The sequence below is a fragment of the Halobacillus halophilus DSM 2266 genome (assembly GCF_000284515.1).
GTDB classification, from domain to species: Bacteria; Bacillota; Bacilli; order Bacillales; family Halobacillaceae; genus Halobacillus; species Halobacillus halophilus.
Map to the genome: position 1 here is coordinate 3,819,135 of NC_017668.1, position 13,708 is coordinate 3,832,842.

Below are 13,708 nucleotides of genomic sequence, written 5' to 3' on the forward strand. Positions count from 1 at the left end.
ATTTTAACTAATAACATGTTTAACAAATTATATTTACGCAATCTTCATCTATTAAGAAGTTCTTTGTGTATTTACCACCACTGTACCTGCAACCCAGTCATAGACACTTCTTCGCTTTGGATTGGTGAGAGGCAGGATTAAATACAAAAACACCGTGATATATACAGCGCTTAATATGACATAAAGAGTCATCTCCGAAAAACCAGAGGGAAGTATTAAATTCCAGACTACAAAATGAGCAACTTCCCACGGGAGAAATTTAATCGTTGTGCGAAGGATAGAACGTCCTATTCCTATCCGCTTTCCTGCTTGATCAACAACACGAACCCCCATCATCCTTTTTCCAACGGTCCCCTGCCAAATCGATTGCTCAGCGATCACGAAATAAAATGAAACAGGTAACGTAATAAGAAGGAAGCCTGTCCATTGAGCTGTGACTGGAGAATGTGAGAACAAAGGGGTAATAGTAGATTGCAGTATAAAGGAGATACCTCCCACCACCAGCCCCCCATATAATACAATGATGAGATAATCCAGCAGAAAAGCATATAATCGAGTTTTGAAGAGGGAAAAAGACATAGCTGGCACCTCTCCTTTACATTTTTAATGCCTCACCATTTCCCTGTACCTTTTGAAACTATTATACCCTTCGCAATTAAAGAAAAGCACCCCCATCTACCAATGGAGGCGCCCAGCTGAATAAACAGGCCTATTTTTCAGTTGCATTTACATAAATAATCTCGGGATAGGGATGACTTAAGAATTCGTGGTGTGAAATGGTCCAGGCATAGGCACCTGCATATTCAAATATGACGATGTCTCCTGCCCGCAGCTGATCCACATACTCCTTTCGAACGAGCACATCATTTGGTGTGCATAACTCCCCCGCAACCGTAACATCCGTTTTTAAAACTTCCGGCCGTGCAAAAGGATAGTTCCATTCTTCCACTGAATAAACTCGAAACGGATGGCTCATCTTCCAGGCAGCAGGGAGACGAAGATGATGCGAACCGCCCCGGATCACGGCAAAGTGCTGATCGTGATTCTTTTTTATATCGAGCACCTCCGTTACATAAGAGCCGCAGGCTGCCGTCATATAGCGTCCGATTTCTATAATTAAGGTAAGGTCTTCAGCTTCCGTTCTTAGTCCTGTAATACCAGACGCAAGTATTTCCCAGTCAAAAGGATCCTCTGGGTTCCAGTAGTTGATTCCAATACCTCCGCCCAGATCCACGATCATACCGGATAAACCAAACTGTTTTCGCCACAATTTTGTTTTATCTATGCAGACTTTAACGAAACGAACGTGGGACTCTGCATCTAAGTTGTTCGACATAGCGTGAAAATGAAATCCTTCAATCGAAACAAATTCAGCGTCAAGTGCTGCCTCAATAAAAGAGGGGACCTCACGTTCGTCTATTCCAAACTGAGAGGGTACACCAGACATGCGCAGATGGCTGTCTGAAATGTTTACACTCAAATTGACGCGAATAAGAATAGGTACCGTTACGTTTTTCTGTTTGGCTATATAATTGATTCGATTCAGCTCATGGAAGCTTTCTACGTTCAAGTACTCTACGTTCGAATGGATAGCCGCTTCAATTTCACGATCTTTCTTTCCAGGGCCCCCAAAAATCATTGGTTTTTCTGTTTCTGCTACCAATTTGTTAATTTCACCTTCTGAAGCCACTTCAAATCCGTCGACGATTGGATCTAATGTCTCTAACAAGGGTTGATCAGAGTTGGCTTTTGCGGCATAGTACAGCCGGCAGAAAGATGGAAGACTGTTCTTAATAGCAGCTGCATGGTCTCTCAGCTGTTTTAAGTCATAGATATAGGCGCAGATCGGATCCTTCGTTTGTTTACGCTTTTCTTTTATATACTTTTCTAATGTAAGTTCTTCATTGGTAATCAAGACTGACTCCTCCGGCTTTCCTGTTTAATACGCTAACGGGTTCGGGACTTTATTATAGCCGTATTCCTTACTGTCCGTCAGCCGCATTTTTGTGAGTGACTTGTGCATCACAGAAGATTGATATAAAAAAGCACGATCCTCTTCTACCGCTTTCTTTAAATTTGGATCTTCCCGCAGCGTTTCAAAGGTTTTCTCACACGTTAACTTTACCTGCTTCCAAAAATCCTTTTCTTCCAGGCCTGAATATAGCACCAGCTGCCTGATTATCTCACCCAGGTGGTTTTGAAAAACCGTATAGTACAACTTGTTATGCACCTCAGATAGTTCACTGGTGACGGAAACCGAACCTGTAGCAAAAGAAGGATTCAGGTTTTGCTTTCGAATTCTCTGTTCATGTACGCGGGATCCTCCCCAATCCCTGAAAAAGAAGCGAGTCAGCCGTCCTTTTCTAAAGACAGGAATACTATTTTGAAGATGCCCTTCAAGCGCGACCCCATATTTAACCATCAAAGTAACATACGCAGGAATTACGGTTTGAATATAATCATTAAAAAACTCTTCCGCTGCCTGCGCTTTCGTCAAGCTCTCCTCTACCCTGAGCTGTTCTGCCAGTTCCTTAAGCATTGTTGTCTCTGTAACAGGAGACTCTGCATAAAGAGCCATTCCCGCAATAGCAGCTTCATCTTCCTCAATTTTCGCATCAATATTTTCACGAATTAGCATCGTAAGATTTCTGCTTTTCAACTGATCTTCTGACCTAAAAGCCGCTCCTGATAATTCATTTAGCGGCACAAATCCATTCAAATGCTCCTCTTGATCCATAATTTTCGCGATCATGGAAGAAAATATGGTAGAGTTCATAGCTGTTTGTGTGGAAATGGAACGAACCGTAGAGGTCATCTGACTATTTACGGCAAGCTTCAGGACCGGCGCTTCATTATCCATGGGAGCTACCGTTCGAAATGAAGAAGTTGCTTGTGCGCTTAGCTTTGGATCTTCTAATAGGATCATAACTTCACGGTAAATCTCTTCTTCATAGATAGAAGGAACGGCATGTTCAAACTGCCATGGATGGACCGGCAGCACGTCAAATTCATCAGCATTGTATCCTCTGTCATTCAACTCTTTGACAGCATCATGCCACTCCCTCGGGAAAAATCTCTTCAGTATGCTTCCCTTCTCCAGGGTCGTTCTAAGATAATCCCTTCGGACTGCTGCAAAACGGACTCCGAATGACTGATGGAATTCCCCAGAGTACTGAAAAACATCCTGAAAAGATAAACCAAGCTTCGTTTTGGCTCCTGGGTGTAAATGGTGACCATCCACCACAAGCTGTTCAAAGAATAAACTTTTAGAGAAGTCGGGCGTGTGCTTTTGCTTTTCCTCTAAGTACTCAAACGTAGTTGCCGCATCCAGCTGAGAAGCTTCTCGTTTAATGACCGTTTTCCAGATGTCATTGTACATATAAGCGAGCGCTAAATTCGCTGTCCCGTTATCCAGTTCCTGAATAAAGGCATTCCTGTTCGGATACTCTTCTTTAGTGAACATTAATCGAACGAGCTCCGAGGCCACTGAAATGATGCGGATCTCATGCTCGCCCAGATAAACAAGGTCACCATTCGTTTCAACGAGATGAAATGAGTATTCTCGCTGGACAGGAAAAAGGATAGCATACCGCTTAAACTGCACCATTTTATAACTCAACTCTTCCTGAAGAGGAAAATCCCGCAGCCGCTTGTAAATTCCTTCCCATGCATGTGGCTTTTCATTAATGAACAGGGTATGTCCCTGCTTTTTCAAATCAATAGCACCGCTATAATACTCATTAATATTTTCCCTTAAGATAGAGTCCGCTAATTTATGGAGAATCCCTTTTCTTCCTTTTTCCATATAGGTAAGAAACTGAGAAACGTATTCTGGTTTCTTCTCGTAAAGGAACCGTAAACAGTTCTGCTCTTCTAAAAGTGGTTGTACTTTACCGTGTTTCTCAAGTTTAGGTAAAGGAATCGTCATGATTGGTTACACCTCACTTCCGGGTGAAAATGGATTGGCAATGTCGACATAACTATTTTCCGTGTATTGATTCAATAAGCGCATTCTCACAAGGGCTTTCATCCTTGAAGGACTAGAAAAAATAATGGCTGCGTCCTCTAAAGCATCTTCAGCTGTCAGAGTGTTCTCCTCTAACGATGCATATACTTCGCGCAGGACTCCCTCTACCGCTTCCCATAACACACCCTCTTCGATCCCTGATTTTCTGACTAAGGCGACAATGATTTCCCCAAGATGGTTATGCAGAACAGCATGCGAGAATATATCCAGAAGCTCTCCCCGTTGTTCTGTCAATACGTTCGTACTAGGGTCGATCGGCTGTTGAGAAAAGAAACGATTCAACCGCTCATTCATTATTCGAATACCTCCGTGGTCTCGAAGAATGACCCTTTGCGGTTGTCCATCTTTGAATACAACCACACAATTCTGAAGGTGAGCTTCCATACTAATCCCGTACTTTGTAATAAGCGTAACGATTCCAGGTAATAAAGCCCGAGCATATTCCTGAACAAAAGCTGCAGCTGACTCTGCAAGGCCTGCTTTCCCTTGACGCTTGACCAGTTCTTCGACGATTAAATCCCCCGTTATCGGAGATTCAGTTAACAAAGAAGCAGCAGGTACAGCTATTTCATCTTCAGCGAGCCTGTTCTCCGGGTTTTCACGAAGAATAGACGCTAAATTCTTCTGTAAAAAGTGACGTTCCTCTTCATTGACTGCCCCTTCCGGCTCGTAATGAATCCCTGAAGGTTCACTCATGATCGTTAAGGAACGAGTAAGCGCGGAATCGTTTACGAACACCTCTTGAAACAATCTCGATAAGATGGGTCCATTTTGAGTAGAAGCTGCGGAAACCGTACGGATCGCACTTGTCATTTGCACGTTCACAGCCGTTTTTATATGGTGATTCACCCGATTCTGATATGGAGCCAGAGTTCGGAAAGAAATAAGCGCAGCCATCTTAATCCCTGCATCTTCTAAAGGGATGATCCTCTTTCTTTCTAATGCTTCCTGGTAATAAACAGGAAGTGTATAACGAAACTGCCATGGATGAATAGGAATAATTTCATATTCTTCAGGATTGCAATCTCTCGCGGCACACATCTCCTCAAAAGACTTCTTCAACTCTGGATACTCTTTAAATAAAATCGACTTGACTGTCTGTCCCTCTTTAGTGGTCATCCTGCTATATTTATGATGAACCGCCAGCGGAATAACGCACGGCTTCCCTTCCCATTCCGGTGCATACCGGGTCATATCCTTTAAGGAAATCCCCAGTCGTGTACGGGAGCACGGGTGAATGGTATGACCCTGAATGACCCACTGCTCAAAGAAGGTTAAAGGACTGAATGATGTACTCTCCTGCTTTTTCTTAAGAGCATATGAAATAGCATCTGGGGCTTGTAACCCCCGTGCTTCTTCCTTTACAGCTAACGCACGGTGTTCAGCAATGGTTAGTGCAAGCCCATAATTCTCAACACTATTCCTGATCTCTTGATAAAAAGCTGATTGAGCCTCAGAAATCTCGTGGTCCTCAAATAGTAAATCGAGACAACCCTCAGGTGAGTGGATAGTATGACTGTTACCTCTCTCATCCACATACTGTACATGGCCTTCTATATCGAAATGCCCTAAACGGTACCTTCTGGAAACCTTTATACGAAGGGTCCCTCCCTTTCCCAATGGAATAGAGATTGTGGACCAATCATCGGCCCACTCATAGCGAACAATTCCTTCACGTATAATGGCTTGAACCAGCTGATGAAGAATTACTTTTTCAGCTGTTTCTGCATGAGCAGGGTAGGTTTCTCTAAATTGGGGATACTCGTTCTGTATGAAGGATGTTGCACGCATTGTTTCTTCCATATTTATTTCACCTCGATAAAGGATTTCCAGTTCGTTCTTAAACTTCATTTAATAAACGCTTGTTCAATTATATATGCTTTGCATGCTGATTTCTAAAGCTAGGATTGTAACTTGCAGGCCGCTTCAACTAGCATACGTTCCACACCCTATTAATTATGATTGCAAGCTGTTGTTGGAATTCTAAAAATATTTTATAATTGATAACAGTTATCATTTCCAAGGTTTTTGGTGGAAAAATACAAAATGTGGGAGTCATAGATATGAACACTGCATTTGAACAAATCAAAAACAATCATCGAATCTATATTGGCGAGTCATACGAAGATCAGGTCTCCTACAAGGTGGCTGATCTCATTCATGATAAAGAAAATATTCAGCAGCTCATCCAAATTCAAAAGCATCAATTAGGTGCTCCGAACATTGCCATTACAGGACTTCTTTTTGGGAAAATGTATTCAGTTATTACCATGGGATTATTTGAAATGATTGTAAGACATCATCTCATTCTCGATATGATACCCTCAAATGTTGGTATTGAACTGCAGGAAAAAAACAAGATGAATTATATCATTTCAGAAGACGCTGTTTATTCAACTCATGATCTTACCGATGAAAAGGTAAAGGAATTGATTCATTCGTACCTTGTACAACATTTACAACCCTTATTTCAGCAGGTCGCTCAAACCACAGGTTGTAAATCAACTCATATGCGGTCTATTGTTTCTCATAACCTTCATCAAAAATACAGAGAATTTATTCAGAACCATCCCCAGCACGAGGAATACGCAGAAAAAGTTTTTCGCTGGTTTACTACGGAAGTATGTTTTAGCAAGAATATGAGGAACCCGCTTCACTTCGATTTTCGTTTTTATGAAGCAGACAATGGTAAGAAAACTTATGTACGCAGGCATTGCTGTATGAAATATATGCTCCACGGAGCCAATAAAGCCAAATGCTGTCCCACCTGTCCACTTATTTCTGATGAAGAACGGGACGACCGGCTATAAAAAAGGAACTTCCCGAAGTTGGAAGTTCCTTTTTTATAGTTTTGCTCATTTCATTTCTTTTTTTTCGCCAATGGCAGAGCCGCCCGAAGATACTGAACTTCCTTGCGGCTTCATGCGCAGTAGTTTAGTAAATTCTTCAACGGCCAAAGCTTCAATCATCTAGCATTTATTATGTCTGCCCTATCTCCAATTGACCTTTGAATAATCGCCATATTAACTCACTTTGCACTTCACAGAAAAGCTCCCTTTTCTGGAATACTCAGTTTTGAGATATTTAGGCTAGGACAGTCCTTCAGGGGATGATTTCGCTTTCCGGCCCTGCACGACGCAGGGTCGTTCGACGTTGCCACACGATGTGGCGTTCTTAGTCGAACCTCATTTGTGGTAAGCCTCCTCAGGCTTCGCCTTCCGGGGTCTCCCCTGTCATTTTCCTCCCACAGGAGTCTACATCATCCCCTCCGGACTTTGCCAAATCAGAAGCTCGAAACGGCTTTACCCTTCACCGCTTGAGAAGAAATACTATATGAGCTTTATCCTTTTATCAGGCTGAAACTATGGGATAGAGCCTCTTATATAAGCACTTCAGGCAGGTTAAGGAAGAAAAAATCCTCTTTTTCAGAAGGGACCGTTATTCCTAATAAAGTTGGGCTGGTGGGGAAATGGCGAGACTCCCATGGGAGAAGGGACTAGGTGAGATCCCACAGGGAGTGAAACGAGCGAGGAAGCTCATGATAAAAGGAGGATCGACTAAAGTCGCCACGTCCTGTGGCAACGTCGATCGACCCTACATCGTGTAGGGCCATAGGAAAGTGTTCAAATGTGGAATCGCCCCGAAAGACACGAACAGCATAAGACGAGCATCAAAAGGATGGTGGTTTTTCCTTCCGTTGATGAACGGCTTATGTCTCGAGTGTCTGGGCGATGGAACAAGACGAGTTATTTCCCCTCCAGCCCTCTTTGACATGTCGTAACGGACCCGAATTTTCTCGAAACTGAGTCTTACAGTAACCGGCCCTATCCTTTAATAAGCTGCTTATGAAAACAACAACATACAAGAAGATTATAAAAAAGCAAGGCCCGCTTCATAAGGGCCTTGCTTTTATTGTTATTCAATCGGCAGATAGAGAGAATATTTCGTTTTAGATCCTGTATAAGGGTGATAAACCTCAAAGCCAAAACCGTCTACGGGAGTATATCCCTTTTCCTTTATCCATTTATGCAAGTAAGGATAAGGGTCAAAGTCGTGGACGGACGGGTCATATTCTATTACAGCATACGTGTGAGCCGGGATCGTTTTCGTAATCATATCTTGCGGGATCTTCTCATAGCTATCCACTTCTACAGCAGCAATCCAATAGAAAGACTCGGTGTCTTCATTCCAATTAGGAGGATCTACAAACATTCCGATGGAACAAGGGCGGTTAATGCGGTTTTTTACTTCATGAAGCTTAGAAGTATGAAAACGTTCCATCAACCTGGGAATTTTAACATTCCTCTCGTCCATCATCGTCTGACAATACGTACCGACTACCTTGAAGTTGGACTTTTTCACGACCTTAGGTTCTACAGCCGTTGAAATTTGTTCACTCATTCTATGAGCCACTCCTTTATGATTTTAGTCACTCTCCCTGACTACTTCCACACGAAAGATCGTATTCCTTGTTGAAATGTTGGATTCGATTTTATTCGTAGTATTTCGCTAAAATCTTTCCCAGACAAAGGATACAGGAGTAGAAAATCCTCATTGACTATCATAGTATAGGACCCTGGCATTTTATGACGAGGTTATTAAATTTTTATTGGAAACCGATAACTGCCTGAAGGATAGCTTTCTGAACATGCATACGGTTCTCAGCCTGCGTGAAGACTTTAGAGTGTTTCCCGTCGATTACCGGAGCCGTCACCTCCTCGCCGCGATGAGCTGGAAGACAGTGAAGGAAGGTCACGTCAGTTTGTGCTTTACTTAAAAGCTTTTCGTTAACTTGATAGTCTTGAAAAGCCTTATAACGATCATCAAATTCTTCTTCCTGTCCCATACTTGTCCAAACGTCTGTATAAATAACATCTGCATCTATGACAGCTTTCGAAGGCTCATTCACAAGGGTCACCGAACCGTTATGCTGATCAGCTATTTTCTTCGATTTTTCCACAATTTCCTGATCCGGTTCATAACCTTCCGGGGTAACGATGACAAATTCCATTCCCATCATTGCCGCTATGATCATTAGAGAATGGGCCACATTATTTCCATCTCCAATATAAACTAATTTAACCCCGCAGAGACGTCCTTTCTCCTCCAGAATGGTAAACACGTCGGCTAACGCCTGACAAGGGTGATAAATATCACAAAGCCCATTAATCACTGGAACAGATGCATGGTCCCCAAGCTCTTTAAGTTTCTCATGAGCGGTTGTGCGAAACATGATCGCATCTACATAGCCGGAAAGCACTTTAGCTGTGTCAGCAATCGTTTCCCCACGTCCGATTTGAATATCTCTTGAGTTCAAATATAAAGCATGCCCACCAAGCTGAACCATCCCTACTTCAAAAGAAACACGCGTACGGGTTGATGACTTTTCAAACACCATTGCCAGGGTCTTCCCAGCTAATGATTTGGAGTGCGGATTTTCTTTTAGGTATTGAGCCTGGGCAAGCAGATTAGAAATTTCCGATTGATTAAAATCAAGCCAGGTCAACACGTTCTTACCTACAAGCGATTCATTTGTAAACGTCATTTGTTCCATTAAATTCATCTTATCGCACTCCTTCTGTTATATTGCCCGGCAATGGGGTCGGCTCAGCATTCTTAATGGTTAAGGATTGTAAATAAGCTTCAAAAGTGGAGGGCTCACTGAATACCGTAATCCCATACTTTAACGCTTGAATCCTTTTCTCTTTAGCAGCAGGAGTTACTTGATCATTCACGTAAATGGCTGCCTCATCAGTTTGGATCCACTCTTCAAACGTTGGCTTATTAAGGTCTTCATAATCATTATCTGCATCTATAAAACAGGCCTCCGGGTGTAACTGAATATCAGGAAGGTGAGAAAAGACTTTAGCCAAAGCTTCTGCAACTGTACTTCCAAGACACATTCCTTCTCCTGTTGACTGCATATTCGCCCCCAGTTTATGGTCAATTTCAGGAAGAGCATGAGAAGAGAATAAAGGATATTTAACAGCAACATGCTTCCACGAAGGAGCAGGAACGGTGGCAAGGTCACATGCTGGATCTTCAATTAACAGGCGCACCGCCAGGTCAACCAGCGAAATGCCTGAAACTTTACTAATAATAGGAACGGTTCGGCTGGACCTTGGGTTTACTTCGAGTACATATACATTCTCTCCGCTCCATAAAAATTGAATGTTCATAATTCCTTTGTATTTGGAGTGGCGAACAATCTTCTCGCTATACTCTGTTACAGCTTCCTTCACATAGGCAGGCAGTGAAGACGGAAAAATCGCCATACTGTCTCCAGAGTGTACCCCTGCCGGTTCAATGTGTTCCATAACTTCTGGAATGAAGATACGTTCCCCATCAGCAACTAAATCAACTTCTACCTCTTTTCCGGTCATAAACTGGTCGAGTACAATCGGATAATGACGAGCGTCGGTTTCCTGAAGCGCTTGTTTAAGCTCCTTTTCATTCTTGACCTTAACCATACCTTGACCGCCAATTACATAGGATGGACGGCACAGAATAGGATAAGAATAATGAGTGGCAGCTTCTAGAGCCTCGTTTTTTGTATGACAGGTACTCCCTTCAACATGAGGGATGTTCAATTCTTTCAAACTGGAGTAAAAACGGTCACGATCCTCCAGTCCGTCCAGCATATCCGCACTGACTCCCGCCAGCGGAATGCCGGCCTCTTCCAGTTCTTCTGCCATATTGATCGCTGTCTGTCCCCCAAATTGGGTGAAAACGAGATCAATATCCTCGTGCTCCACAATAGATGCAATAACTTCTTTCTGAATGGGATCAAAGTAAAGCCTGTCGGCTGTTTCATAATCCGTACTGACTGTTTCGGGATTGTTGTTGATCATGACAGTAGTCCAACCAGCGGCCTGAAGGCTTTCGATAGCCTTAACAGCGCTATAATCAAACTCTACTCCCTGCCCGATACGGATGGGTCCGGAGCCAATAATCAACGCCTTTTTGCTTCCTTTCAAAGGCTCAATCTCATTGACACCTGCATACGTGCTGTAAACGTAATTCGTAGCTGCTTCGAATTCAGCTGCACAGGTATCCACCATTTTGAAAGCAGGGATAATTCCGTAGCTTTTTCTTACATCTGCCAAGTTATTCTCCTCGCACCCTAGCAGGTCAGCTATGGATTGATCAGTAAAGCTGTACAGTTTGGCAAGCTTAATAACGCCTTCTGGAATAGACTCAATCGTATAACTGGCTAAAGTATTCTCCATCTCCACCAGGTTCTGTAGTACATTCAAGAAAAATAAATCTATATGAGTGCTTTTGTGTATGTTTTCAATACTTTCACCCTGACGGAGGAGCTCTAATATTGCGAAATATCGCAGGTCTGTAGGCAGGGTGAGATGTTTATCGAGATCAGTAAGAGGAGGAATCACTGTATCCAACGACTGAACCGCTTTTTGGAAGGCCCCTTCCAGCGTACGATCTATCGCCATGACTTCTCCCGTTGCTCTCATTTTAGTGCCAAGCTTCCGATCAGCTTCCGAGAACTTATCAAACGGCCACCTTGGAAATTTAACCACTGTATAATCCAGTGCTGGTTCAAAACTCGCGTACGTATGACCGGTAAGTGGATTTTGCAGCTGGTCCAGCGTGTACCCGAGCGCCACTTTCGTTGCAAGTTTGGCAATTGGATAGCCTGTAGCTTTAGATGCAAGTGCGGAGGATCGGCTGACCCGGGGATTAACTTCAATCACATAGTAATTCTTACTGTAAGGATCTAATGCGAGCTGCACATTACATCCTCCAATTACATCTAAAGCTGAAACAATATCAAATGATGCCGTCCGAAGCATTTGATATTCTTGATCCGACAGCGTCTGCGAAGGAGCTGTGACAATCGAATCCCCCGTGTGAACGCCTACAGGATCAAAGTTCTCCATATTGCAAACGGAAATACAGGTTCCATTCGTGTCTCTCATAATTTCATACTCGATTTCTTTGAATCCGGCAATGCTCTTTTCAATGATTACTTGATGAATGGGGGAAGCTTTCAACCCGTTATGAATCAGCTCTTCGAGTTCTGCCTCCGTCTCAGCAATTCCGCCCCCTCTGCCTCCGAGCGTATAAGCCGGACGACTGATGACTGGATATCCTACATGATCAGCAAATTGCTTCGCTTCCGATACAGATACGATCACCTGACTCTCAGGTACCGGTTGGTTAAGTTCGTTCATTAATTCTCGAAAGAGTTCGCGATCTTCTCCCTTTTGAATCGATTCCACACTGGTTCCGAGCAGTTCCACATTGTATTTCTTAAGGACCTCTGCTTTATCCAGCTCTACGGCTAGGTTCAGCGCGGTCTGGCCGCCAAGACCCGCCAACAGAGCTTCTGGTCTCTCTTTCTCAATGATCGCGGTAAGACTTGGCACGGTTAATGGTTCACAATAAACGGTATCTGCCACTGTGTGGTCTGTCATAATCGTGGCAGGATTGTTGTTAACAAGCACCACCTCATATCCTTCTTCACGGAGAGCAAGGCATCCCTGTGTGCCTGAATAGTCAAACTCTGCCGCCTGCCCAATTATGATAGGCCCTGATCCAACTACTAATATTTTTTTAGACATGGACTTCCTCCCCCTTCTTGTTAGTTATGAGCGATATAAAGTGTTCAAATAACCACTCGGCATCAGCAGGTCCCGGATGGGCTTCTGGATGGAATTGCACCGAAAGGATCGGTTTTTGAGAATGCTCCAGTCCTTCAATGGAACCATCATTCACATTTAGGAAACGCTTGGATAACGGAGTAGATAGTAAGCTTTCTTCATCCACTACGTAATTATGATTTTGTGAAGACATAAAAACCTTTCCTGTTACGTCATCTTTAACCGGATGATTCGCGCCGCGATGACCGAAGGACAACTTGTGAGTATCCGCTCCATAAGCAAGAGCAATAATCTGATGCCCCATACATATGCCAAAGGAAGGCAGAACTTCAAGGAGGCTTTTAATATCTGAAAGATGTTCCTGTGCATCCTTTGGATCTCCAGGGCCATTCGAAAGAACAAGTCCATCAAGGGATAAGCCTTGTAGTTGATGTGCTTTTGAAAAAGGTACCGTGGTAACTTTAATACCCCGGTTAAGAAATGAGGACAGAATAGATTTTTTCCATCCAAAGTCTATTAATCCAATATGCACATCGCCTTCACCAAACTCCTCGATGTCTTTGTTTTCAGTTTGATAGATTTGCCCAGTCTTTGGTTTTAGAAAATGAACTTCTTTTTTATCTGAAACGACTGCCTGTCTTGTGCCGTCCTTTCTTATCGCCTTTGTAACTTCTCTAGTATCCACTTTTGTTATGAAAGGCACCTGGTTGGCATCTAAATAGTCGCTTAAGGAAATCGAAGCTTCGTGATGAGACGTTTGGTTTGCACAGTGGAACATAACTGCACCACTCACCTGAATTTCCTTACTCTCCGAATCTATATCGTTGATCCCGTAATTTCCGATTAAGGGGTAAGTAAAGACAACGATCTGATCTTTATAAGAAGGATCAGTCAATACTTCTTGATAACCCGTCATACCAGTAAAAAATACAATTTCGCCCTGTACGTCTTCTCCCCAAGTGCTGGAGACTTCTCCCTCGAACGATTGACCATTTTGTAAATGAAGATAACCCTGCATACTCTCACCCCATCATTATGAATAATTATAATATATGCT

Annotated in this window: 9 protein-coding genes; 1 reads left to right on the top strand and 8 read right to left on the bottom strand. The window is 43.0% G+C overall.

Annotation, left to right across the window (positions count from 1 at the left end; genetic code table 11):
• Positions 1–51 precede the first annotated feature (51 nt).
• From HBHAL_RS18750 to HBHAL_RS18765, 4 genes are all read right to left on the bottom strand, one after another.
• Positions 52–579 carry an RDD family protein gene (locus HBHAL_RS18750; protein ID WP_041601460.1) on the bottom strand — a complete coding sequence of 176 codons (528 nt, stop codon included), beginning with the start codon at positions 577–579 and terminating at the stop codon, positions 52–54.
• Between the two features lie 130 nt (positions 580–709).
• A complete protein-coding gene (locus tag HBHAL_RS18755; RefSeq protein WP_014645100.1) occupies positions 710–1,915 on the bottom strand; it encodes a type III PLP-dependent enzyme in 1,206 nt (401 codons plus the stop codon).
• A 24-nt stretch (positions 1,916–1,939) separates the two neighbouring features.
• The gene (locus HBHAL_RS18760; protein ID WP_014645101.1) at positions 1,940–3,928 is read right to left on the bottom strand and encodes an IucA/IucC family protein; all 1,989 of its coding nucleotides are present in this window, start codon (positions 3,926–3,928) and stop codon (positions 1,940–1,942) included.
• Between the two features lie 6 nt (positions 3,929–3,934).
• Positions 3,935–5,830 (bottom strand): IucA/IucC family protein, encoded by a 1,896-nt coding sequence (locus HBHAL_RS18765; protein WP_014645102.1) that lies wholly within the window; start codon positions 5,828–5,830, stop codon positions 3,935–3,937.
• Positions 5,831–6,090: 260 nt separating this feature from the next.
• Between HBHAL_RS18765 and HBHAL_RS18770 the strand changes: the two genes are divergently transcribed.
• On the top strand, positions 6,091–6,837 hold the full coding sequence (locus HBHAL_RS18770; protein WP_014645103.1) for an IucA/IucC family C-terminal-domain containing protein: 747 nt from the start codon (positions 6,091–6,093) through the stop codon (positions 6,835–6,837).
• Positions 6,838–7,942: 1,105 nt separating this feature from the next.
• Here HBHAL_RS18770 and HBHAL_RS18775 read toward each other — a convergent pair.
• The 4 genes from HBHAL_RS18775 to HBHAL_RS18790 form a co-directional block, all read right to left on the bottom strand.
• A complete protein-coding gene (locus tag HBHAL_RS18775; protein WP_014645105.1) occupies positions 7,943–8,428 on the bottom strand; it encodes a GyrI-like domain-containing protein in 486 nt (161 codons plus the stop codon).
• A 205-nt stretch (positions 8,429–8,633) separates the two neighbouring features.
• Positions 8,634–9,590: an ornithine carbamoyltransferase gene (gene argF / locus HBHAL_RS18780; protein WP_014645106.1), complete on the bottom strand. Its 957-nt coding sequence runs from the start codon at positions 9,588–9,590 to the stop codon at positions 8,634–8,636.
• A gap of 1 nt (position 9,591) precedes the next feature.
• Positions 9,592–12,612 (bottom strand): carbamoyl-phosphate synthase (glutamine-hydrolyzing) large subunit, encoded by a 3,021-nt coding sequence (gene carB, locus HBHAL_RS18785; protein WP_014645107.1) that lies wholly within the window; start codon positions 12,610–12,612, stop codon positions 9,592–9,594.
• Entirely contained in the window at positions 12,605–13,669 is a 1,065-nt protein-coding gene (locus tag HBHAL_RS18790; RefSeq protein WP_014645108.1) for a carbamoyl phosphate synthase small subunit, read from the bottom strand. Before HBHAL_RS18790 ends, carB begins: the two co-directional genes overlap by 8 nt.
• Between the last annotated feature and the right edge of the window lie 39 nt (positions 13,670–13,708).